The following is a 24088-nucleotide window of genomic DNA, read 5'->3' on the forward strand; positions in this document are numbered from 1 at the left end:
AACCACATGATTCGTACGAACGGATGCCCAAGAAGAATTTGCCATAAGCTCCACCTTAGCGTTCGGTATTCACAATGACGAACGCTTACATCAGATATGTTCATTTCCTAGAAAGGAGCTCATCATGCCCCAGTATCAAGTGGATTCCGAGCGGATCCAATCTTCGTCGGCCGCAGTCGCCTCGTCGGTCTCCCAAATCCGGCAAGCGGTCAGCGGCATGTACACGAATCTCAACGCGCTGCAGGAAGCGTGGCGAGGCTCGGCGGCTTCCCAGTTCACATCGGTGATGGCGCAATGGCGCGCCGCACAGCAGCAGATGGAGGCTTCGCTGGAGTCCATTCAGCGTTCGCTGTCTTCGGCCTCCACCGTGTACGCGGATGCGGAAGCGGCGGCGTCTCGCCTGTTCGCTCAGTAGTGGAGGCGACGCTTAGTCTTACTACGTTCGACAGCCCGCCTCAAAGAGAAGCCCACAACGGAACATCCTTGCACGTACCAGCTCCTCTCTCAGGGGGAATCCAACCAATACGCGAAAGAGGGGAGCCTCCCGTAGGAGACTCCCCTCTTCAGCTCGCGAACGAGCTAGCTCAAGCTATCGGCTCAGCAGTGCCGATCAGTAGCCCATGTCAGCGCCAGCGGCCGGGGCAGCAGCCTTCGGCTCCGGCTTGTTGGCAACGACGGCCTCGGTGGTCAGGAACAGACCAGCAATGGAGGCGGCGTTCTGCAGAGCGGAACGGGTCACCTTGACCGGGTCGGTGACGCCGGCGGCCAGCAGATCCTCGTAGGTATCGGTGGCAGCGTTGAAGCCTTCGCCGTCCGGCAAGGAACGAACCTTGTTGATCACCACGTCGCCGGACACGCCAGCGTTCTCGGCGATCTGCTTGATCGGGGCTTCGATGGCGCGGAACACAATGGCGGCACCGGTAGCCTCTTCGCCGGTCAGCGAGGTCACAGCCTCGTCGGACTCGGCCTTGGCAGCAGCCTGAACGAGGGCAACGCCACCGCCGGGCAGCAGGCCTTCCTCGATAGCGGCCTTGGCGTTGCGCACAGCGTCTTCAATGCGGTGCTTGCGTTCCTTGGCCTCAACCTCGGTAGCAGCGCCAACCTTGATGACGGCCACGCCGCCGGCCAGCTTGGCGAGACGCTCCTGCAGCTTCTCGCGATCGTAATCGGAATCGGTGTTCTCGATCTCAGCGCGAATCTGAGCCACGCGAGCATCGATGTCTTCCTTGGAGCCAGCACCCTGAACGATGGTGGTCTCATCCTTGGAAACGATGACCTTCTTGGCGTGGCCGAGCACGGAGACGTCGATGGAGTCGAGCTTGAGGCCCAGCTCATCGGAAACGACCTGAGCGCCGGTCAGGATGGCCATATCCTGCAGCATGGCCTTGCGGCGGTCGCCGAAGCCCGGAGCCTTGACGGCGCAGGACTTGAAGGTGCCACGGATGTTGTTCAGGATCAGGGTCGGCAGAGCTTCGCCGTCGACGTCCTCAGCGATGATCAGCAGCGGCTTGCCGGTCTTCATGACCAGCTCGGCAACGTGGACGATGTCCTGCTGAGAGGAAACCTTGCCGCTAGTCAGCAGGATGTACGGATCCTCGAGAACAGCAGTCTGGTCGTCAGCGTTGGTGACGAAGTACGGAGCAATGTAGCCCTTGTCGAAGCGCATGCCCTCGGTGAAGTCGAGATCCAGGCCGAAGCGGTTGTTGTCTTCAACGGTCACAACGCCGTCCTGGCCAACCTTGTCCAGAGCCTCAGCGATCTTCTCGCCAACCTCAGGATCAGCGGCGGAAATGGTGGCGGTAGCGGCGATCTGGTCCTTGGTCTCCACGTCCTTGGCAGCTGCGACGAGCTCCTTGACGATGACTTCGGTGGCCTTCTCGATACCACGGCGCAGGGCGATCGGGTTGGAGCCTGCAACAACGTTCTTCAGGCCTTCGTGAACCAGGGACTGAGCCAGCACGGTTGCGGTGGTGGTGCCATCGCCGGCGACGTCGTCGGTCTTCTTGGCGACTTCCTTGACCAGCTCGGCGCCGATGCGCTCGTACGGATCCTCGAGATCGATCTCCTTGGCGATGGACACGCCATCGTTGGTGATGGTCGGAGCGCCGTAGGTCTTGTCAAGCACGACGTTGCGGCCCTTCGGGCCCAGGGTGACCTTGACGGTGTTGGCGAGCTTGTCGAGGCCCTCCAGCATGCCCTGACGGGCTTCCTCATCATAAGAAATGATCTTTGCCATGGTTGTGTGTTCCTCCAAATGGCTATGTATACCGGTTCTCACCCGTAGCAATCGATCTGTGAGCGCCGGCCGTCAGCTGCCGGTTATCACTCTCGACCTCCGAGTGCTAACTGAGACATTAGCACTCACCACCCGAGAGTGCCAACAAGCGCGTTTGCGATTGCGCTATGGGCATGAAATTCGAGGAACATCAGATACGAAAAAGCCTCGGTCGCAACCCGCCAACCGAGGCCTCAACAGCATTATCGTGGAAGCAAAGATACTCACTCGCCACGTTCTTCGCCAGAAGACAACTTGACGACATCCTTAGCCTGAGTACCTTTACCAGACGATACAGGCGTATACTCCACCCGATCGCCTTCATACAGCATCTTGAATTTGTTGTTGCTGCCGTCGTCCTTAATTTCCGCGTAGTGCACGAAAACGTCCTCGCCTCCGCCGTCCGGCTGTATGAACCCGAACCCCTTCTTGGCAAGGAAGAACTTTACGGTACCTTGTGCCATGTTTGATCTTTCCTTTTGTTCCCTAGGCGTCGCGAAAAATGCCATTTAGGGAACGTAGAAAGAACCGCATCGCGCTCCCCCTACCTCGCGACTAGAGAAAGATTGTACAGTGACGAGGGAACATTACAAATCCAGCACTAGCGAATAGGCAAAACCGTCTCAATAATTGAGCTGCAATCAGACTGCGCTCACACGCCCATACGCCCCGCGAATACTACGAAAATGCCGCCCCGACCTCACGGCCGAGACGGCATTACCACGATTCCGCTATTCGATATGGTTATGAGCCACACTGACCCCGTTGCGACATCGGCACGGCACCATGCAACTAGTTCAGCAACACCACCATAATGGGTGTGGCAAGACCCTGCACCTGCTCGACGCTGGTGATGCCCAAGGAATTCGCCACATCCTGCGCAGTGGCCTTATCGGCTTCGTTCTGGTACCACACCACCGTCGCAGCCGGCAACGAACCGGTCGGGTTCGCGGCTTCCACACTGGTGTAGCCGTTGGTCTTGAGCACATCGGCCTTCTGCCCAGCGTATCCGGCGATTCCGGTACCGTTCACCACGCGAATCTGAGTGGCCTTGTTCACCGTGGACTGGGTTTCAGTCTGCTGCTGACTCGTGTCCGAGCTGGACGAGCTCGACGAATCCGAGGAGGAGCTGGAAGAGTCCGAGCTCGACGAATCCGAGGAATCAGACTTGGCCGAATCCTTGGAGGAACTGGAGCTGGATGCCTTCTTCTTGGTGGTCGATGTCGACGACTTGGTTGTGCTGCTGGTACTGGAGGACGACTTCAGATTCAGCAGGTTCACATATTCACCAGTAGTGACCGCCCAAGCACCGGCGCCAAGCACGGCTGCCACGAGCAGCACGATAATGTACGGGGCGATGCGCGTGAATACCGGACGCGATCCACGGTGAGCACCCACCGGGCCTTCCGGCGGATTGTCAAAGACGTCCTGCTCATATGATTCGTAGGTCACCTTGTCGCGAGCCATAAGCCGCCCTCCTTTATACACAAACTATCCACGAGTGTAACCGTCCGGCACGAAATGAGCCACCGCGCCACAGTGCGTCAACCGCTACATGCACCGTATGTGCACGTTTGATAAGTGGTTTTGATTACAGTAGTGAGCATGATTAAACCGTTGAGTGAACTGGTCGACCCGGGCTGGGCCGAGGCATTGCATGACGTAGAGCCGGCGATTCATCACATGGGAGATTTCCTGAGAGCGGAAAACGCCGCAGGTCGGCCTTGGCTGCCGGCAAGCCATAACGTGCTGCGCGCGTTTACCATTCCCTTCGACTCCATCAAGGTACTGATTGTGGGGCAGGATCCCTATCCCACGCCGGGGCATCCGGTTGGTTTGAGCTTCTGTGTGGCCCCGGACGTCCGCCCACTGCCGAAAAGCCTGATCAACATATACAAGGAATTGGTGGATGACCTTGGCGTGCCGATGCCGCCGAATGGTGATCTAACTCCGTGGACCGAACGCGGGGTCATGTTGCTCAACCGATGCCTGACCGTAGGCGTAGGACACCCGAACTCCCATCAGGGCAAAGGCTGGGAGCAGGTTACCGAAGCGGCAATTCGCGCATTGAACGCGCGCGTGGATGCCAACGGCAAGCCGAAACCGCTGGTGGCTATTCTCTGGGGGCGTAATGCGCAAAGCCTCGAACCGCTGTTGACGAACGCCGTGATCATCAAGTCACCACACCCAAGCCCACTATCCGCATCCCGCGGATTCTTTGGTTCCAAGCCGTTCTCTCGCGCAAACCAGGCGTTGATTGCCATGGGTGCCGAACCGGTGGACTGGCAGCTGTGAACTCCCCCACAGTGAGCGCAAAGCAGTCTGCCAGTTGGCTGATTCATTACTGATGATGGGCATTCTCCCAGCTCCTCAGTCAGCGTAGGTAGTTACAGTGGTGGGCATGACTCTGTTCCCCACGCAACCGAATTTGCCTCCGCAACCCTCGCTTCAGCGTCCGCTGCCGACTCCAGCCGCAGCTCCAGTGCCCGGTGCCGCCGCACCCCTGGGCCTTGATGACGCCAAGCGCGCACGCCTGTTGGCGGACACCATTCGCTCCCGGTTCTCCCAGACCTTGGTCGGTCAGGACAACCTGCGCGAATCGCTGATCGTCACGCTGGTTGCGGGAGGCCACATCCTCATTGAATCCGTCCCCGGTCTGGCGAAGACCACGGCCGCGCAAACGCTGGCCACCTGTGTTTCCGGCACGTTTAAGCGCGTGCAGTGCACTCCGGATCTGATGCCGTCCGATTTGACCGGCACCCAAGTGTTTGACTTCGCCTCACAGAAGTTCACCACGCAGATTGGCCCGATTCACGCCAACTTCGTGTTGTTGGATGAGATCAACCGCTCCAACGCCAAGACGCAATCCGCCATGCTGGAAGCCATGGCCGAAGGCGCCACCACCATCGGTGGTCAGCGCATCGCTTTGCCGCAGCCGTTTATGGTGATCGCCACCGAGAACCCCATCGAGGAGGAAGGCACATTCAACCTGCCGGAAGCCCAGATGGATCGTTTCATGATGAAGGCCGTGATGACCTACCCCACCGCCGACGAGGAGACACGCATGCTTGCCATGCTCACCCGCCGCGGCTCGGATATGATCGGCCCGGATACCATCACCGGCGAACGCATCAGCGTTGCCGACGTGGAGTTCTTGCGCAAGGCCGCACGCCGCGTGCACGTGTCCGACGCCATCATGAAGTATGCGGTTGATATCGCAGCCACGTCCCGCGGTGCCGGCTCACGCCCGATCAAGGGCCTTGCCTCGCTGGTCCGCTTGGGAGCCTCCCCGCGCGCCACCATCGCCCTGACTCGCATTGGTCAGGCGAAGGCGCTGCTGTCCGGCCGCGATTACGTGGTGCCGGAGGATATCAAGGCATTTGCCCATGAGGTGCTGCGCCATCGCATCGTGCTTACGTTTGAAGCGTTGGCGAATGGCGTGGTCAGTGACCAGATTGTTGACAAGATCGTCGAAACGGTTCCTGTTCCGTGAGTTCCGATTCCATTCGCAGAAAGATTGAGACCCTCGGCACCCAGATCAGCCTTCCCACCGTGCGCAAGGCACTTGGGGTGCTTGAGGGCGAACACGCGTCCGGCCGCCGCAGTGGTGCCGGTGACGTGATGGATGTGCGCGCCTACGAGCCAGGTGATGAATCCCGCCTGATCGACTGGAAAACCAGTGCACGGCAGGGCCAGCCTATGGTGGTTGAGCGTGAGCGTCTGTCCACATCCCGCGTCTGGCTGCTGATGGATGTGGGCCGTGAGATGCAAGGCATTTGCCCGTCCGGCGAGCATGCCTATGAGGTGGCGGCTAATGCGCTGCGCATGTTCGCGGCGCTCTCGCTACGCCGCTCCGACGATGTCTCCATCGTGCTCGGCGACGAATCCAGCATCACGCGCATCCCGTTCAATGGCGGATTCGCACAGTTCGAGCGCACCTTGGATAAGTCGCTCGAGCGCGAGTGGAATCATCAGCGCAATATCGATGCGTTGCTTGAATATGCCCGTCGTATCAAAGACACCCATGCGCTGATTGTGCTGGCCACCGACGAATTGGCTTTGGCTGAACGCCATATCGCCGAATTCCGCCGAATCGCGCGCACGCATCCGGTGGTGCTGATCGACGTGGCTACCTTGAATCCGTTCAAACCGTTGGCGCGCGGCCATGCGGCTCCTTTGGACGGCCTCACCAATCGTAGGGTGCCGGCTTTTCTGCGCTCGGCTGCGAGCGCCCAACAGGTTGAGACTCATCGTCAGTATCTGGCGGCCGCACTGGAACAGGAGCTGAATCGTACCGGATCGTTCATGATTCGCGCCGGATCGAGTGAATCCATGTTCAATCAGTTCGTCTCATTGGTGTCCGTGGCATTGGCCCGCACCACACGCAATCAATTGGGCGCGGCGCCTGCACTGAGTTTGGCAGGTGAGCGCTGATGACCATGCTGTGGCATTCCTCTGTTTTTGCAGCCAATACGGATGATTTGCATCCGGTGGGTACCTTGTCGCTCACCGGTCCGCTGATCGCCGTCATTGCTGTGTGCGTCGCACTGGCTGCCCTGCTGGTGATTGTGGCCATCGTGCTGTCCCGGCCTCGGCGCCGGTCTCGTAAACAGACGCAACTGCGCGGCGCCCATCGCAACGCCAGTTCCAAGGCCGAGTGGCGCCAGCGTATCGACGATGTGCTGGCCCGCCATGCCAAAGGCATACTGTCCCGTGAGGATGCGTTCGTGGAGTTGGCGCTGATCGCCCGCGATTTCGCCACGGTGGCCAGCGGCAAACCGCTCAACGCCAGTACGTTGACTGATCTGACGCTGATTGATCGCACGTCGACGAATCGGCAGGGTTTGGATACCTTGCGGCAGACCATCGAGGCCATGTATCCGCCTGAGTTCGCGGATCCGGCGTTCAATCATGCGGCACGCACGGTTACGGTCGAACAGGCCGGTGAATGGGTGGCGAATCTGGTGGAAAGGTGGCGAGCATGATGCTGGTCTGGCATTGGCCTTGGGCCGCACTGGCCGGCGTGCTGGTTGCGGTGGCGATTATCGTGCTTGCCGTGGTGTTCGCCAAGCGCAACGCCGCCGCCGACGATAACGCCGTGTTCTCTTTGGACGACGACCTCAATACGGAGCATGCTTCTCGCTTGTTCCGCCAATGGCGTGCATTGAACCGCCTCACCGTGGTACTGCTCGCAGCAGCGCTGGCATTGGCGATTGCACTGGTGGCGCGCCCATCTCAAGTGGATACCAGCGACGAACGCGCCTCCAGCAGGGATATCGTGCTGTGTCTGGACGTGTCCGGATCCACACTGCCTTACGACCGTGAGGTCATCGACACGTATCTGGAGCTCATCAAGCATTTTGAGGGCGAACGCATCGGCTTGAGCATCTTCAACTCCACATCGCGCACGGTGTTTCCCCTAACCGATGACTATGCACTGGTCACCGAGCAGCTGACGGCAGCCAGTAAAGCGCTGAAGGGTGTGGAAACCCAGGACGATATCGATAATATGTCCGACTCCGATTATCAGAAGATCGCGGATTGGTTGGAAGGCACTCAGAATCGTAAGGATGCCACGTCGCTGATTGGCGACGGTGTGGTCTCCTGTGCAGCCATGCTCCCCGGTTTCGCCTATGGATCTGCGACCCAAGCAAATGCCGAGCGTCAGCGTGCCGCCTCGATTGTGCTGGCCACCGATAATGTGGTGTCCGGCAAACCCACGTATTCCCTGTCAGAGGCGCTTGATCTGACCCAACAAACCAAAATCACCGTGGACGGCTTGTATTCGGGACCTAAGTCCAGCGAAGGCGATCAAACCACACTGGATATGAAGTCGGCCATCGAATCCCATGGTGGCGTGTTCCTCACCCAGTCGGACGGCCAGAACGTGAACGAACTGGTCAAAGACATCCAGTCGCGCCGCGACACCGAATCGCAGAACAAGGCCAAAGCCTCCATGTCTGACGCTCCAGGCTGGTGGACATTGGCCGTGGTGGTGATTGTGGTAGTCGCCATCGCTTGTGCTTGGAGGCTGAGACGATGAACGGATTCACCTTCTCCCCCGCTTTGGGCTGGATCGCAGGCGGTATTCTCGCCGTCCTGTTGGCCGTATTGGCTGTGGCGGAAATCGTGCAGTTCGTGCGCCGTAAGCATGCAAACGCCACGGACGAAACCGTATGGGCATGCACGCGCCGCACACTGATGCTGCTGGTGGCTGCCGTGATGGTGCTCACCCCGAGTGTTGTGGCACCGACCACGTCCCGCGCCATTAATGCCACGGATGTGATCATCGCGGTGGACACCACCGGTTCGATGGCGGTTGCCGATGCGCATTATGGCTCGAATGACACCGTGACGCGTATCGAGGCTGCGCGCAAGGCGGTGCACGATGTAACCAGCACCTATGCGGATGCCAGTTTCGCGGCCTTGCGATTCGGTGCCTCCGGCACGTTGGATGTGCCGCTGACTCCTGACACCCCGGCTATCGACAACTGGGCGGATACGTTGGCTGTGGAATCCACCTCGGTATCGGCGGGTTCCAGTTTGGATGCCCCGATTAATCAGCTGCTGGTTACCGCCAAGTCGATTCGTGACGCTCATCCGGATGATGTGATTGTGCTGTACCTGATCACCGACGGCGAGCAAACCTCGAATGTGGCACGTCGCTCCTTCTCCTCACTGCGTCAGTATGTGGATGATGGCTTTACCGTTGGCGTTGGCTCCAGCGAAGGTGGCAAAATCCCGCTGATTGCCGACGGTGTAAGCGCTGGTGATTCCAACACCACTGATCAGTGGGTCACCGATCCGGATACCGGTCAGCCCGGCATTTCGAAAATGGATGAACAGAACCTCAAGGATATCGCCGACGAAATCAGCGGCACCTATATTGCACTGAATGCCAGCAATACGTTGGCCGGGCAGGCCTCTTCCAAGGCTTCCAAGCAGTGGAGAGTCACCAATACCGCCAAACCACGCACGCGCACCACGCCTGTGGTATGGCCGCTCGCCATCATACTGGCGCTGCTGTTGGTATGCGAGGTGGGAGCATGGATCGCAACATCAAGGAGGCTCATATGAGGGCTATGAAGACCGGCCATGCGGGTGGCGCACGCGGCAAACTCGGCCTGCGCATTGCCTTGGTGATTGCCGCAGTGCTGCTGTTGGTGATTGCGGGGCTTGCCGCAGTCAATCTGTCCGCAGCAGTCAAATTCAATCAGGCCACTACCTCGCTGAATGCGAACATCAAGGCGGCACAGGATGAATCCACGGATTTGAGCACGCTGAATGCGCAACAGCAGCAGACCGATGCCCAGTTCGCCGAAGCCGGGCAGATGCGCTCGGCATTGTTGCCGCAAATCCGCGACGCAATCGATGCCAATGCCTCGGTTTCCGCGGAGCTGACCAAAATCACGCTGAAGAAGGTCGAAGCTCAGCAAACCGGTTCCACTGAGAATCAGACTGAGGCCAACGGGTCCGCGAGCTCCTCGAAGAAGAACGCCAAGAAGGGCGGCTCTTTGACCGAGGAACAAAAGAAGCAGGTGGAAGAGCTGATGAAGGCCAATCAGCAGTCCACCGACACGCAGGCCAACACCAAAAAAGAGCAGAAAGAGACCCAGAGCAAAACCAACGGCACCACCAAGCCGTGGTGATATCCGATTCGTTCAGATACGGCAGAGCATCGAATCCGACACGCCGATAGCTAGTGGTTTTGCCCCTCAGGGCCGGTTTATCCACATTTGTTGTGCATAAACCGGCCCTTTTTGCATAAGCTCGAACCACATAGGTCGATTCAGCTAGACAGTTGCAGGCTCCATCCTTTTTGCTGGATGCATGAGCACTTTTAACACACCACCAGAGCCGAATCCCATCAACGGGTTCGTAGGCAATCCTGTCACACCATTCAGCTACGGCGAATGCCCCTGCCATCAGGCCGTGGAGCGCAGCCGCAATCTCATCAACGCACAACAAGCCGCCACCAGCGCCGTCTGCGAGCGCATGTCTGTGGCATCCGCCAAGGCCAAAGGCATTGTCTGGACCGGCAACGCCGCGATCCTGTTTCGTGCCAGGCTCGATCAGATCATGCAAGCGGCGCACACGCTTGCACAGGAATGTGAATCCACGCACCGTTTGGCTTGGGGGTAGTCATGAGCGAGAACGATTATTACTGGCAGGTTGAATCCTCCGTGTATGGCGGCACCGGCTATGCGCCGGCAACATTGGAGGAATACACGGCCATCGCCCGAGCGCTTGATGATGAGGCCTCGGCTCTTGCCGCGCTGGCAACATCGTGGAGTAGTGCCGCGTTGCAATTGCAAGCGCATCGCACCAGTGCGCCCATGTGTCCGGCGCTGTCGGCGGGCGAACCGCTTACTGCAACGGCAGGGCATACCACGGTCTCCTATACGGTTTTGGGAGCGCGCTGCCAGGAGCACGCCGCCGAATGCACGAGGCTCAGCAGCGAGCTTTCGAGTACGGCCAGCCTCCTGATTCGCGCGCACGCCTTGTATTCGGATGCGGAATTGTCTGCCAGACGTATCTTCACCGAATCGGTGCAGGCCGGCGTCCAGTTCAAACCGAAGCATGGACTGATTGGCACAGCGGCTGTGGCAATCGGCGGACTAATTTCCGGCTGGGTGATTGAAGGCAAACCGAATCCGACATGGATGTCTACCTCAACCTACCCGTTCCAGGAGGGTGTGATGAGCGGATTGGGATCCTTTATCGGTGGCATTGCGCTTGGCGAGGGCGTGGAGCAAACCGATGAGGTCAATCAGGGTGCCGGAAAAATCGCGAATGTATCCGGACCGGTTAAAGACATTGTGCAGGGCAACCATCTCGAAATCACCGAAGTGCATGCGCGCAACGAGGTGGTGCGCTCCAGCAACAGTGTGGGCAGCGCCCTGGAGAATCTGCGCCGACTCGGCGAGGAGCGGCTGGGCAAAATCAATCTCAACAGCGGCCTCGAATACGGTACCATCGCCGTCCAGCGTTACCAGAAAGCGGACGGTAGCAATGCGTGGCTGGTCACGATTCCCGGCACAGACGGTAAGAAGGATTCACCATTCGGCTGGGAACAGAACGTGGAGCTGATGAGTTCGGATAAGGAACGTCGCATGCGTGCCGACAGTGTGCGCATGGTGACGGGTGCCATGGAACAGGCGGGTATCGGTAAGGATGAGCCGGTGGCCTTGATTGGGCATTCGCAAGGCGGTATCGTGGCCGCAACCATAGCTTCCGATTGGTCCGAGGACTACAACATTGAGCATGTGGTCACGGCGGGATCCCCGGTGGCGAATCATCCGATTCCTTCCGACACGTGGGTAACAAGCGTGGAAATCGATGATGAGCTGGTTGGCGCCTTGGATGGTGCGGCAAATCCCGCAACGGAGAATTGGCTGACCGTTCGCGGCCACGTCTCCCCTGCCCCGGCAGCAAGTGCGAGCACCGTCAACGCCGATGGTTCCTGTACACCGGGCGCAACGCCGATTTATGGGGCTACTTCATATGATGCGGCACCAGTGGCGGGAGGCGCGACCAACGGCCGCGAACTCAGTCATTGGCTGAAGTACCATCAGGCCGCCTACCAGAACGCCACTGATTTGGGGTCGCCTGCAGTGCAGCGCCATGAATCTCATTTCCAAAGCGTGATTGATGGTGAGCTCAAGGAAACTCGCTACTTCCAAGGCCGCATGACCTCCAGCACCACGCAGGCTCCAGCCGATTACTCCTCCCAAGTCCAAACCTTTGAGCAATAACCGTCAATCCCAATATTGACAAAGTTGTCAAGAAAGGACTTAACAGTACAATGACGAGTAGAAGACTGATAATCAAAACGCTGTGTCAGGCGATAAGTCGATTAATTGGAAGTGACGAGCATTGAGTTGGGTCCCTTTGGTTCTCGGCAATGCAGTGAGCATTGTATTGCTGATTACCACGCCGATATTCTTGATCCTGCATATCGGACGAGCAGTAATCGCTGCAACATGGAAGCAATTTGGTAACGCTCTACTGCATATAGCCGGAGCGTTAGCCGCCTTTGCCGCCGAAGTGTGTTTCGTAGTACCCGGCCTATTCCCCTTCCAGGCCGGGTGCAACGACTTGCCGATTGCCGATCTCGGTCAGCAGACATTCCTCACCGACGAATGGAAAGCATGCGCTCCCGCTGCGTTCTGGGTGGTGCTCATCGGTATGATTCCATGGATTGTTTCGTTGGTAATCATGGTTCGCACTCCCAAACCGTCACGCGACAAGTCTGAGGAGCCAACGATACAACCGCATACAAACCTTGAGGTTCACGGCTGGAAGTAACCTAGGAGATTATGAAGCTTACTGATATTTCCCCTGCAATCGCATTGACCCCGCTTGATGGCCGTTACCATAACGCCACCGCTCCGCTCGTGGAATACCTGAGCGAACCCGCCCTGAATCGCGAACGCATGCGCGTCGAGGTCGAGTGGATGATTCTTCTGGCCAATGGCTTCGAGGGCAACGGCAACCAGCCGATCGTGGACGGCGTTCACCCGTTCACCGAAGAGGAGAAGGCGTTCCTGCGCTCCATCCCCGAGGACTTCGGCGCTGAAGGCATCGCCGCACATGCCGCTCATGAGGCCGTGACCCACCACGACGTGAAGGCCGTGGAATACTACATCGACGACCAGTTCGCCAAGGCTCCGGCCGAGATGACCAACATCAACGATGCGCTGAAGACCCTTGTGCACTTCGCCTGCACCTCCGAAGACATCAACAACCTTTCCATCGCCCGCTGCGTGAAGAACGCGATGGAGAACGTCTGGACCCCGGCCTTCAAGGAAATCATCGACCATCTGGCCGAAAAGGCTGAGGAATACAAGGACAAGGCACTGCTCTCCCTGACCCACGGCCAGCCGGCAACCCCCACCACTCTCGGCAAGGAACTCGCCGTCTACGTGTACCGCTTGAACCGCCAGTTGAAGCACATCGAGAATCAGGAGTATCTGGGCAAGATCAACGGCGCCACCGGTACGTTCGGCGCCCACCTGGCCGCATGCCCGGATGTGGACTGGGTTGCCGTCTCCCGTGAGTTCGTGACCAACCGTATGGGTCTGACTTGGAACCCGCTGACCACCCAGATCGAATCCCATGACTGGCAGGCCGAACTGTACTCCACCGTTTCCCATGCGAACCGCATCATGCACAATCTGTGCGTGGACGTGTGGATGTACATCTCCCGTGGCGTGTTCGCTCAGGTGCCGGTCAAGGGCGCCACCGGCTCCTCCACCATGCCGCACAAGGTGAACCCGATTCGCTTCGAAAACGCCGAAGCCAACTTCGAGATTTCCTGCTCGCTGCTCGACACGCTCTCCGCCACCCTCGTGGAATCCCGTTGGCAGCGCGATCTGACCGACTCCACCACCCAGCGCAACATCGGTTCCGCACTCGGCTACTCCCAGCTGGCCCTGTACAACCTGATGGGTGGCCTGAAGTCCATTCACCCGAACGATCATGTGATCTCCCGCGAGCTGGACGAGAACTGGGAGGTGCTTGGCGAGCCGATTCAGACCGCCATGCGCGCCTGCGAGCTTCGCGGCCTGCCGGGTATGGACAAGCCGTATGAGAAGGTCAAGGAATTGATGCGCGGCCACGAAATCAACAAGGAACAGGTCGAGGCGTTCATCGACCAGCAGTCCTTCGACCCCGAGACCGCGGCCCGTTTGAAGGCGCTGACTCCGGCCACTTACACCGGCGTGGCGTCCAAGCTGGTGGCCTTCGACCGCTGAATGGCGTAAACCACACAGCAATATCACTGACAGGGCGCGTGCGCGATTGCGTACGCGCCCTACTATTAGTATCGAATCACTGTTATTAGTATCGAGTCCACACTATCCAACGCGAACAGGAGTTCAGGTGGCAGAACCGGTTATCGACGATGTGGCGCCACGCCGCACCCGTGATTTCGCAGACCTCACCAGAGCCGCACTCTCCTTGCTGACCGCGGTCATCGTCATGGTGTTCGCCGTATTCATGGGCGGTATCACCCGCGGTGTGGAATCGGATGCGCACACCGCCGCGCAAGCCATCAACTGGCTCGCCAACTATCCATCCACCGTACTGACCCAATTGGTCACCATCATCATGGTGGTGATGGTGCTGGCGCAAATCCTGCTAGCCCGAGAATGGTTGCAGGCAGCGGTTTCCGCCATCGCCATGTTCCTTGGCTATGGCACGGTGTGGGCACTCTCCTCCCTGATCAGCAGCCTCAGCGATCAGACACTCGCCTTGGCGCTGGTCTCCGCCGCCACCTCGTTCGGATCGGGACTTTTACCGGACATCTATGCCGGCATGGCCGCGTTCCTTACGGCTGCCGGCCCCCGCCGCACGCGTTCCAGCGTGAAGTGGAGCTGGAACATCCTTTACATCACCGCCGGTGTCATGGTGGTATTGTCCTGGCATTCGGTGACCGGCATGCTGGTGTCCATGACGGCTGGTCGCACCGTAGGCATGCTGATTCGCTTCATCGTAGGCACGCAGAACAAGGGCGTCTGGGGCACCTCACTGGTCACCGCTTTGAGGGGCATCGGCTTGGACACCGCCACGTTGACACGGCATCAGGAACCGGTGACCCTCAACCGTGGTTCGTTCGCCACCTCGCTGGAAGACGACCTCACGCAAGGATCACGCCTGTACGATCTCACCACCACCAACGGGCGCAAATTCATCGTCTCCGTATTGGACGCGCAAACCCACACGGTTGGCTATTTGAAGCAGGTGTGGGATTGGATTCGTTTCACCAGCGTGTCCATTCGCCGCGATAAATCCGTGCGTGATGCCGTGCAACATCATTTCTCGATGCTGCTCGGCCTGCACAATATCAAACTGCCTGCGCCATCCCCCTATGGCATTGCGGATACCGATGAATCCGCGATTCTGGTGCTCGATGCCAACACCATCGCCATGCCTGCCAATCTGAAAACGTTGACCAAGGCCGATGCCATCGCCTACATGCGCTATGTGTCCGTGGCGAACCGCCGCGGATACACGCATCGACGCATCACCCCCGATACGCTGGCCCGACTTGAGGATGGCACCCCGGTAATCGCCGGCTGGTCGAATGGCGACAATGCATCCAGCACCGCAAACACCGCGCTTGACAAGGTGCAGATTCTATCTCTGCTCGCTGCGCTGATCGGCATGCAGCCCGCAATGGATGCCGCCCGTGAAGCCTGGGGCGATCTGACACTCAGCACATTGGTTCCGTTTATCCAAAAAGTGGCGGTTCCCTCCCCCACGAGAGCACTGGACACGTGGGATAAGCAGCTGCTCAAATCGTTGCGCAGCTCAATCACCGCATTGTCTGATGAAGACACCTCCGAAGCTGCGGAACCGGTGACGCTCGCCCGCTTCTCGTGGCGTTCGATGATTACGATGCTGCTGGTATTGGTCGCCGTGGTTGTGGTGTTCACCCAGCTCAAACCCGAAGAAATCATTGACGCACTCACCAATGCGAATCCGATTATGGCCGTGGTGACGCTTACCTTCGGCGTTTGCGGCTGGATTGGTTCCTCAATCTCGCTTGGCGCACTGATGGATGCGCACAAGCGCGACAATACCGGAGTATTCATGAGCCAGGTTGCCGGTGGTTTCGCAACGGTTTCCATGCCCGCCGGCGTAGGTCCCTCGTTTGTGAATCTGCAGTTCCTGCGCAAGTCCGGTTACCGCAACACCACCGCCAGTGCCATTATGAGCGCTGCGCTGGTGGTGTATTACGGCGTTTATTTCGCCATGCTGGTGCTGATTGGCATGTTCACCGGCCGCAACATGCTTTCCGGTGCCATTCCTACCAACACACTGGTGATTGTGCTGGGTATTGTCGTGGTGGTGGTGTCGATAGCGATGATGATTCCGCCGGTTCGCCATTGGGTCACCCAGCAACTGATGCCGCTGGCCAAAACCTATATCAATCAGCTGCTTGACGTGCTCTCCCAGCCGAAGCAACTCACCATCAGCTGCGCCGGTGCATTGTTCCAGAACATCACCACCGGTTTGGCATTCTGGTCTGCACTGCAGGCGTTCGGATATGCCACGAATCCGATTGAGACCACGTTCGTGTTCATGCTCGCCTACGCATTGGGTTCCGCCGTGCCGACTCCTGGCGGTTTGGGCGGTGTGGAAGCCGCGTTGACGTTTGCGTTCGTGGCGGTTGGCGTACCGCAGGCTGTGGCATTGTCCGCAACGCTGCTGCACCGTGTGGTGTTCTACTGGCTGCGTATTCCGCTGGGCGCTGCAGCAATGAAGTGGCTCGATCAGCACAATCTGGTGTGACTCTGACGTGCAGCGGTCCCTTGTGCTTGAAAAACCTTGTACGCACAAGGATTGCAAGCGACTAACAGCATGTCAGAACAAGGCGAAACGTCAACAAAACCGTGCGGAATCTTCCCCTATAGTGGCCAAGCTTCCACACAATGGGCACATTAGGCAAAAAATCGCTAAAAAAGATGTGAAAACCCTTATAAAATGCGGGTTTAGGTGGGGCCATGCGCTATTATCATGTGATGAATCGGACAGGTAACCGTGCCTGCCCACTGACCCAAGAAGGATGCTTTATGGCATACAACAAGTCTGATCTCGTCTCGAAGATTGCCCAGAAGTCCAACCTGACCAAGGCCCAGGCCGAGGCTGCTGTTAACGCCTTCCAGGATGTTTTCGTCGAGGCCATGAAGTCCGGCGAAGGCCTGAAGCTCACTGGTCTCTTCTCCGCTGAGCGCGTCAAGCGCGCTGCTCGCACCGGCCGCAACCCGCGTACCGGCGAGACCATCAACATCCCGGCTTCCTACGGCGTGCGCATCTCCGCTGGCTCCCTGCTGAAGAAGGCTGTCACCGAGTGACCCTTCGCTCCTAGTGAGCCTCTCGCGCATCACGAGATAAGTAAAACCCCGACCATGACGGCCGGGGTTTTCTCGTATTGCAGGGACTGCTACTGCAGGAATTACTGCAAGGTATCCATCAGCGATTCGAACTCCGCAGTGGGTTTGGCGCTGAACGGATCCAACAGCACCGCTTCCTTACGTTCGGGTGCCGTAACGGTCAGGTGGGTCCAGTCGGCGGAGAACTGGACGCCGGAGGCAAGGGCCGCTTCCACGAAACGTCCGCGCAAAGCCGCGCGCGTATCCGCCGGAGCCTCGTGAACCGCATGCTCCACCGCTTGCGCGGCCAACAGCTGGCGCATCTGCTCGCGTGTGGTCAGCGAACCATAGAGCCGCCCATTGGCGATGTCGTGATAGTCGAGTTCCAACTGCTCCAGTTGCGCGAACGTCACATTCGGACGACGATGGCGCAGCGCCTCGAAAACCCTCCGTTTTGCAGCCCAGTCCACGCGGTCGGCAAGTGCATCATAATCATGCTGTGCCAGAGCTTCCAACGCGCTATTCCACTCCCCCATGATTTCGGCAATGGAAGTGTTCGACAATGACGTGCTCATCGTGTCCGCATGCTGCTTCAGGAATGATTCGACGGCAGCATAATACTGGCGCTGCAGTTGCAGTGCGGTGACCGTTTGACCGGAGGCAAGCGCCAGTTCGGCATCCGGCGTGTCCAGGAATCGGCTTACCGCACGGTTGGCTTGTGCGGGGGCGGCAAAAGCCCACTGCTCGAAACCGGACGGCTCGCCTTGGCGGAACGCCTCCTCGATTACGCACAGCACCAGATGGGTTACGGCAAGCTTCATCCATGTGGCCCACTGCGAACGATTGGAATCGCCGATAATCACATGCAGACGGCGGAAGGAATCAGGATCGGCGTGCGGTTCGTCACGCGTGTTGACCATCGGGCGGGAGCGCGTGGTGGCCGAAGAGACCGCTTCGTCCAGAAAGTCGGCACGCTGGGTGATCTGGAAACCATCCGAGGTCATGCGTCCGGCACCGGTGAATAGCTGCCGGGTAATCAAAAACGGCAGCAGCTGATGTTCGATGGTTTCCAATGGTACGAAGCGGCGTACCAGATAGTTCTCATGGCAGCCAAACGCGTGGCCTGCGGAATCCACGTTGTTTTTAAACACATGGATGGTGGCGTGTTCACCGTAGGATTCACGCAACTTGGCCTGCGCCTTCAAGGCCAGATTCCGCATCACCTTCTCGCCGGCGAGATCCTGCGCCAAGGCTTCACGGGGGTCACGAGCCTCGGCCGTGGCGTATTCGGGGTGGGAGCCAACGTCAAGATAGAGGCGCGAGCCGTTCGTCAGGTAAGTGTTGGTGGAACGGGAGCGGGAGACGATGGGCTGGAACATGGTCATGGCCACTTGGCCGGCATCCACCGGCTTGTTGGCACCGGTCACCGCCACACCGTATTCGGTTTCCACGCCGAAAATACGGCAGAACCCGTCCATCTCAGCGGATGGCACGGGTTCTGTGGCGTGGAGGGTACGGGTACCGCTATCACGCAATTGGGGCATCACTCGCCGCCTTTTTGCACGAAGCTGTTGACGTATTCCTCGGCATTGGTTTCCAACGTGGATTCGATGTCGTCAAGAATGCTGTCCAGCACGTCGGATTGGTCGTCGTTCTGCTGCTGTTGATTGGTTTCAACGGCAGCGAGCGCATCCTCCTCGTGGTTTTCCTGCGACTGGGATTGTGGTTGTTCGAATTGCTGTGGCATATCTGTTATTGCCTTCTTCTACTTCAGGTACTGTTTCAGATCACGCACGATCAAACCGTTGGTGGCTACCACGTCGTTGTCATGACGCCAGTGGATACGGTCGCCATCCCAACGGCTCAGCGTGCCTTGGGCTTCCCACACCACCACGGTGCCGGCGGCGATGGCGGGAATATCCCACACGTGCAGCATCGGCTCGAAGTAGGCGTCATAGGTGCCGTCTGCCACCTTGCACAAGTCCAGGGATGCCGGGCCCACGCGCTTGATGTCGGCGGGCTTGCCGGCCACCAAAGCGGAGGCCACGTCCAGCGCGCGCTGGGATTCGCCCGGCAGGAACGACATGCCGTAACTCAATACGGAGCCTTCCAGCGAGGAGGTCATGGAGGGCACTACCTTGTCGCGCTTCTCACCGACTGCGGTCTTATGGATGCGCACTGCGCCTGCGCCCTTGGCTGCCAAGTAGGTCAGTCCCAGCGCGGGGGCATGTACCACGCCGAGAATCGGCTTCGGCTCGTTGTTCTCGTCGAATTCAAACAAGGCCGCGGTCAACGTCCATTCGCTCATACGACGCACGTAGTTGATTACACCGTCGATTTTGCCGATGTACCAGTATTTTTGACCGGGGCGGCTTGTGGACGGACGCGTGGTCCAGAAGCCGTCGAAGTGGGCGATGTCAGCTAGGCGTGTACTCATGAAACGCAATATTCTGCTGTCGGCTTCCAGCTTGTAGCGATTGCCGCCGCTGGCGTGGCTGTCGCTGACCGACTGCACGATGCTGCGCGGGTTGATCTGATCATGGAGGGCATGTTTGCCTGCTTCTTCAAGAAGCGCGGCTACTGTCAGCGCAAGACTGCGCAGTTCCTGTGGACTCTGTGTCGTTGTGTCTTCCATAACAGTCCAGTTTATCCTTCCATGCTGATGGCCAGTGACTTCAATACATCAATGGCGTGTTCCGCAGTGTTCAGCCGAGCTTCGCAATCCTGTTTGCCGAATCGCAATGGATTGGAGATGTCCAACGAGAACAGGTGTGCCGCCGATGCCGTGGCGTGGCTGGCGTTGCCGTAGAATTCCGCGGAATCGCTGTGTTGTGCGGATTGCGGATCGCGCGCGGTGAGCCGTGACCAGCTGACCGCGGCCACTTCGCTGCCGAACTTGCTGACCAGTTTGCCGCGCAACCATGCGCGCGTGTGTTCAGGAGGCTCGACTGTAGCCTGTGCGATGTCCGCATCGCTCACCACGCGCTCAGTACGCGATTCCAACTTGGCGAATACGCTGGTTTTCGGGTCCAGTGCGGCCCAAGCGAGATCAATGACCTTGAGTTTCGGACTATCCCAGCCGAGCGAAGCCGGCACGGTTGCCGATATACCACCGGCGTTTTTGCGCCGCATTTTCTCCAAAAGCTGCCATTTGAACAGCCATTCCACACGACTTGCCTCATTGCTGAGAGCCAGTCGCGCATCATCATCTTCGGCATGGCGGATAGTGGCCACGTCGGCGAGAGCCTGTCCCCACATCGCCATGACGGATGTGGTGGCCTTATCCGGCCAGGCTGGCTCGCCTGTGGTGTCGGTGCCGTCGATCAGCGCGGCTACCTGGTAGACGGCTTGGCGCAGTTTCAGCTGGATCAGCCATGCGGTGGTTTCGCCGCCATGCTCCAGCGGCAACGATGCGGCGAGTGTGAGGTCATGAGACACCGTGCGCATGGCCTCAACCGGGTCGGCCAGTTCCAACTCATCGAGGAAGGCAGCCATGTCGAAACCGGCTTCGTCGGCATGCTCCAGCAGCCAGAGCAGCATGCTGGTGGTGCCGAGCTTCAGCACCTGCGGCACCTGCATACGGTTGGCGTCGCCTACGATCACATGCAGACGGCGGTATTCATCGGTGGAGTGGGATTCGTCGCGCGTGTTGATGATCGGGCGTTCAAACGTGGTCTGCAAGCCGACTTTGGCATGAATGTAGTCGGCACGTTGGCTTAATTGGAATCCGGCTGTTTCACTGTGCTCACCGATTCCTACGCGCCCTGAGCCGGCGTAGATCTGGCGGGTGACGAAGTGCAGGGTCATCAGGCGTGTCACCTGTTCGAATGGCACGCTGCGCACCATCATATAGTTCTCATGCGTGCCCCAGCTGGAGCCTTTGCCGTCCACATTGTTGCGGTGCAGCACGATTGGCGTGCCAGTTGCGGCGGCGGCACGCTCGGCGGCATGTTGCATGATGAGGTCTCCGGCATGGTCGTAGCGCACGGCTTCGAACGGGTCGGTGGTTTCCGGAGCGGAGTATTCGGGGTGCGCGTGGTCCACGTATACGCGGCCGCCGTTGGGCTCAATCACGTTCGTGATGTTGAGCTGCGGGGAGTCGGTGAGCATGTCCGGACGAGCGGCGGCGCGTTCCAGTCTGGTACCGCGAGCGTCGTTGACCGGATCCTCCTGCCGGTAATCCCAGCGAATCGTGGTGCTGTGCTGGCCGGCCGCCCCGTTGACCACATCAAAGGATAGTTGCACCGGGTTATAGTGGCCGGCGGCCTTCAGTGAGACCGCATATTCGGTCTCGGTTCCCATCACACGTTGCACAGTCATATACACTCCTCACTCCGTTGCTCACAATCCTCGCAAAACCGTAGGATGGTGGAGCCTCCGTCCCCTCGTTCCTGCCGATTTATCCTACCGACTGAAGGTTTTCCAACACCGACTGAAGGTTTTCCAACACTGACTGAAGGTTTTCCAACGAAATACGTTCAAAATCCGTCAGTCAAGGTTAGAAATCCGTCAGTCAAGGTTAGAAATCCGTCAGTGGAATGGTGGCAGCAACATGATTGAACCATCATGCCACCGCACGAATGCGGCGAACCGGATCCATACCGTTGATACGGGCCCATTGTTCGGGGTCCACGTCGGCCATCGAGTCGCGCGTCTCCAGGAATTCCTCCTCTACGGCTGCTGCCAGCAGCGGTACGGTCAGGGCAACGTCCTCGCCGGATTCGATCGACTGCTTCACCGCCCTCGTCTTGGCGCGATCCACGATGTTCTTGAGCATGGCGCCGCAGACCACATCCGCCAGGAAAAGCGCCGACCACTGGCCGGACTCCCCCTGCACATCGCAGATATGGCGGCGTTCCGAGGTCTCGTAGATGTCCCGTACAAGCACCGAAGACAATGCACGCGCATCAACACCGGACTCCAGCGGCAGATCGTCGGTCAGATAATGGCTGACGATGGCCACGGCTTGTTCCCTTGTGGGCCTGCCGATGCGAATCTTCACGTCCAACCGGCCCGGGCGCAATACGGCCGGATCGATCATGTCCACACGGTTGGACGCGCCGATCACCATCACATTATCCAATGATTCCACACCGTCCAGCTCAGACAGGAACTGCGGCACGATTGTGGTCTCCACATCCGAGGAGACGCCGGAGCCGCGCGTACGCAGCAGGGAATCCATCTCATCGATGAACACCACCACTGGCCGGCCTTCCGCGGCACGCTCGCGGGCACGTTGGAAAATCAAACGAATCAGACGCTCGGATTCGCCCACATATTTGTTGAGCAGTTCCGGCCCCTTAACGGAAAGGAACACGCCTTTGACCATGTGTTCGGAGCCAGACACCGCACCGTCGCCGTTCAGGTCATACCCACCTTCACACAGCGCGTTGGCCACGGCTTTGGCGATCATCGTCTTGCCATTGCCGGGCGGACCATACAGCAGCACACCTTTCGGCGGCTTCAGATCGTAGCGTTCGAACAGCGCGCGATGCTGGAACGGCAACTGTACGGCGTCGCGGATGCGACTGATTTCCGCATCCAAGCCGCCAATGTCCGCGAAACTCACGTCCGGAGTCTCCTCCAGCACCAGATCCTTGTCGCCTTCAACCGGCAGCACTTCCAATGCCAGTCGCACCGAAGGATCCACAATCAAGCGATCGCCCTGATTGATGACCGTATGCGCCACCGCGCCGGCCCTGCGAATCAGCATGGGATTGCCGGACGCGTCGGCAACGATCAGACGACCATCGTCCAAGGTCTCTTTCACCACGCGAATCTGGCCTACGGTGTCGCTGTCACGCTGCTCCACCAGCACCAGCTTCTCATTCAGCATCACCGTGGCGCCGGCGGTCAGCCGCGCGGCGTTCACGTTGGCGGCGACCGGCACCACCATGCGGCGAGTGCCGGCAATCACCTCCGCCGAGGCATGCTGCACGCCATCGGCATCGATATGCGAGGAATCAACCTTGACCATCGTGGCGAAGGTCAGCGGCGGCTGCGCCAGCTGAGCCAACTGCGACTTGGCTTTGGTCAGCTCCTTGCCCGCTCGGCTCAACGCCTCGGCAAGCGCATGGTTACGCGCCATCAACCGATCGTTCAATGCGGCAAGATCTTCTGCTTCGCTCATTCGACTCCCTTGCGACTGCCCTGACCGTACGGTTTCTCTGATCATACGGCTGCGCGGCCGAGCACACAGCAGTTGCTGCTCTTGGCCAGGTTCGACCCGCTACGTCTACTGTTGTTTCCTATTACGCACCACACTACGCACTTTGCGCGCCACGAACCACACGATGATCACAATCACCGCCGCGATCACCACATCCTCGAACACGCCGAGCGCACCTTGAATCGAACACCATTGGTCACCGAGCAGGTAGCCGGCGGAAACCAGAATCGTGTTCCACACAGCGGAACCGACGAGCGTCCAGCCGGTGAATTGCAGGAAATTCATGCGGTTGAAGCCGGCGGGAATCGAAATCAGTGAACGCACCACGGGAATCACGCGACCGATCAGCACCGACCATGTGCCGTATTTGGTAAACCAATCGTTCGCTTTGCTCACATCGTTGCGGCTGACTCCCGGAATCTTGTCCGCGGCGCGATTGATGCGATGCAATCCCACCCAACGGGAGATGCCGTACAGTGTCCAGGCGCCAAGCACTGAGCCAATGGTCGCCCAAATGATCGCGCCGGGCAGGCTCAGGGTTCCGCGCGCCGCCGTGAAGCCGGCGAGCGGGAGAATCACTTCGGATGGAATGGGAGGGAACACGGATTCCAAAGCGATGGCGAGCGCCACACCAATGCCGCCGATGGTTTCCATCAGGGTAATCAGCCATGCGGTGATGGTTCCGATGAGCCCTCCATCGGAAACGGTGCACATGGGGGTAGGGTCTGCCGCCAATGCCGCGGCAAGCTCTGGGGAAAAACTCAT

23 protein-coding genes are annotated in these 24088 nt (G+C 58.9%); 14 read left to right on the forward strand and 9 right to left on the reverse strand.

The window, feature by feature from the left end:
• Positions 1 to 124: 124 nt before the first annotated feature.
• Positions 125 to 415, forward strand: coding sequence for a WXG100 family type VII secretion target (locus JS530_RS05555; protein ID WP_214376195.1), 291 nt, complete (start codon positions 125 to 127; stop codon positions 413 to 415).
• A 195-nt stretch (positions 416 to 610) separates the two neighbouring features.
• Here JS530_RS05555 and groL read toward each other — a convergent pair whose 3' ends face one another.
• From groL to JS530_RS05570, 3 genes are all read right to left on the reverse strand, one after another.
• Complete coding sequence (gene groL / locus JS530_RS05560; protein WP_033890234.1) at positions 611 to 2236, reverse strand: chaperonin GroEL; 1626 nt, start codon at positions 2234 to 2236, stop codon at positions 611 to 613.
• A 263-nt stretch (positions 2237 to 2499) separates the two neighbouring features.
• On the reverse strand, positions 2500 to 2739 hold the full coding sequence (locus JS530_RS05565; RefSeq protein WP_214376196.1) for a cold-shock protein: 240 nt from the start codon (positions 2737 to 2739) through the stop codon (positions 2500 to 2502).
• Between the two features lie 328 nt (positions 2740 to 3067).
• Complete coding sequence (locus JS530_RS05570) at positions 3068 to 3742, reverse strand: LytR C-terminal domain-containing protein (RefSeq protein WP_214376197.1); 675 nt, start codon at positions 3740 to 3742, stop codon at positions 3068 to 3070.
• A 138-nt stretch (positions 3743 to 3880) separates the two neighbouring features.
• On the opposite strand from JS530_RS05570, the gene JS530_RS05575 reads away from it, so the two are divergent.
• The 13 genes from JS530_RS05575 (at position 3881) to JS530_RS05635 (ending at position 17136) form a co-directional block, all read left to right on the forward strand.
• Positions 3881 to 4570 carry a uracil-DNA glycosylase gene (locus JS530_RS05575; protein ID WP_214376198.1) on the forward strand — a complete coding sequence of 230 codons (690 nt, stop codon included), beginning with the start codon at positions 3881 to 3883 and terminating at the stop codon, positions 4568 to 4570.
• Positions 4571 to 4676: 106 nt separating this feature from the next.
• The gene (locus tag JS530_RS05580) at positions 4677 to 5768 is read left to right on the forward strand and encodes an AAA family ATPase (protein WP_214376336.1); all 1092 of its coding nucleotides are present in this window, start codon (positions 4677 to 4679) and stop codon (positions 5766 to 5768) included.
• Positions 5765 to 6709, forward strand: coding sequence for a DUF58 domain-containing protein (locus JS530_RS05585; protein ID WP_214376199.1), 945 nt, complete (start codon positions 5765 to 5767; stop codon positions 6707 to 6709). The genes JS530_RS05580 and JS530_RS05585 overlap by 4 nt, the downstream gene beginning before the upstream one ends.
• Positions 6709 to 7260 (forward strand): hypothetical protein, encoded by a 552-nt coding sequence (locus JS530_RS05590; protein WP_425350854.1) that lies wholly within the window; start codon positions 6709 to 6711, stop codon positions 7258 to 7260. The genes JS530_RS05585 and JS530_RS05590 overlap by 1 nt, the downstream gene beginning before the upstream one ends.
• On the forward strand, positions 7257 to 8318 hold the full coding sequence (locus tag JS530_RS05595) for a vWA domain-containing protein (protein ID WP_214376200.1): 1062 nt from the start codon (positions 7257 to 7259) through the stop codon (positions 8316 to 8318). The genes JS530_RS05590 and JS530_RS05595 overlap by 4 nt, the downstream gene beginning before the upstream one ends.
• Positions 8315 to 9352, forward strand: coding sequence for a vWA domain-containing protein (locus JS530_RS05600; RefSeq protein WP_214376201.1), 1038 nt, complete (start codon positions 8315 to 8317; stop codon positions 9350 to 9352). The genes JS530_RS05595 and JS530_RS05600 overlap by 4 nt, the downstream gene beginning before the upstream one ends.
• Positions 9353 to 9357: 5 nt before the next feature.
• A complete protein-coding gene (locus JS530_RS05605) occupies positions 9358 to 9924 on the forward strand; it encodes a DUF6466 family protein (protein ID WP_425350859.1) in 567 nt (188 codons plus the stop codon).
• Between the two features lie 181 nt (positions 9925 to 10105).
• Positions 10106 to 10417: a hypothetical protein gene (locus JS530_RS05610; RefSeq protein ID WP_214376202.1), complete on the forward strand. Its 312-nt coding sequence runs from the start codon at positions 10106 to 10108 to the stop codon at positions 10415 to 10417.
• Positions 10418 to 10419: 2 nt separating this feature from the next.
• The gene (locus JS530_RS05615) at positions 10420 to 12030 is read left to right on the forward strand and encodes a PGAP1-like alpha/beta domain-containing protein (RefSeq protein ID WP_214376203.1); all 1611 of its coding nucleotides are present in this window, start codon (positions 10420 to 10422) and stop codon (positions 12028 to 12030) included.
• A gap of 136 nt (positions 12031 to 12166) precedes the next feature.
• Positions 12167 to 12583, forward strand: a complete 417-nt coding sequence (locus JS530_RS05620) for a hypothetical protein (RefSeq protein WP_214376204.1) — start codon at positions 12167 to 12169, stop codon at positions 12581 to 12583.
• 11 nt (positions 12584 to 12594) lie between these two features.
• Positions 12595 to 14031 (forward strand): adenylosuccinate lyase, encoded by a 1437-nt coding sequence (gene purB / locus JS530_RS05625; RefSeq protein WP_214376205.1) that lies wholly within the window; start codon positions 12595 to 12597, stop codon positions 14029 to 14031.
• Between the two features lie 127 nt (positions 14032 to 14158).
• Positions 14159 to 16573, forward strand: coding sequence for a lysylphosphatidylglycerol synthase transmembrane domain-containing protein (locus JS530_RS05630; RefSeq protein ID WP_342590059.1), 2415 nt, complete (start codon positions 14159 to 14161; stop codon positions 16571 to 16573).
• 281 nt (positions 16574 to 16854) lie between these two features.
• Positions 16855 to 17136, forward strand: coding sequence for an HU family DNA-binding protein (locus tag JS530_RS05635; RefSeq protein WP_003830278.1), 282 nt, complete (start codon positions 16855 to 16857; stop codon positions 17134 to 17136).
• A 101-nt stretch (positions 17137 to 17237) separates the two neighbouring features.
• On the opposite strand, the gene pafA is transcribed toward JS530_RS05635, so the two are convergent.
• From pafA to JS530_RS05665, 6 genes are all read right to left on the reverse strand, one after another.
• A complete protein-coding gene (pafA, locus tag JS530_RS05640; RefSeq protein ID WP_214376206.1) occupies positions 17238 to 18698 on the reverse strand; it encodes a Pup--protein ligase in 1461 nt (486 codons plus the stop codon).
• Positions 18698 to 18901 (reverse strand): ubiquitin-like protein Pup, encoded by a 204-nt coding sequence (locus JS530_RS05645; RefSeq protein WP_214376207.1) that lies wholly within the window; start codon positions 18899 to 18901, stop codon positions 18698 to 18700. The genes pafA and JS530_RS05645 overlap by 1 nt, the downstream gene beginning before the upstream one ends.
• An 18-nt stretch (positions 18902 to 18919) precedes the next feature.
• Positions 18920 to 19789: an inositol monophosphatase family protein gene (locus tag JS530_RS05650; RefSeq protein ID WP_214376208.1), complete on the reverse strand. Its 870-nt coding sequence runs from the start codon at positions 19787 to 19789 to the stop codon at positions 18920 to 18922.
• A gap of 11 nt (positions 19790 to 19800) precedes the next feature.
• Positions 19801 to 21474: a depupylase/deamidase Dop gene (dop, locus tag JS530_RS05655; RefSeq protein WP_214376209.1), complete on the reverse strand. Its 1674-nt coding sequence runs from the start codon at positions 21472 to 21474 to the stop codon at positions 19801 to 19803.
• A gap of 244 nt (positions 21475 to 21718) precedes the next feature.
• Entirely contained in the window at positions 21719 to 23329 is a 1611-nt protein-coding gene (gene arc, locus JS530_RS05660; RefSeq protein WP_425350855.1) for a proteasome ATPase, read from the reverse strand.
• Positions 23330 to 23389: 60 nt separating this feature from the next.
• The gene (locus JS530_RS05665) at positions 23390 to 24088 is read right to left on the reverse strand and encodes a DedA family protein (RefSeq protein WP_214376211.1); all 699 of its coding nucleotides are present in this window, start codon (positions 24086 to 24088) and stop codon (positions 23390 to 23392) included.

The organism is Bifidobacterium colobi, assembly GCF_018555455.1.
In the GTDB taxonomy this organism is placed as follows: domain Bacteria; phylum Actinomycetota; class Actinomycetes; order Actinomycetales; family Bifidobacteriaceae; genus Bifidobacterium; species Bifidobacterium colobi.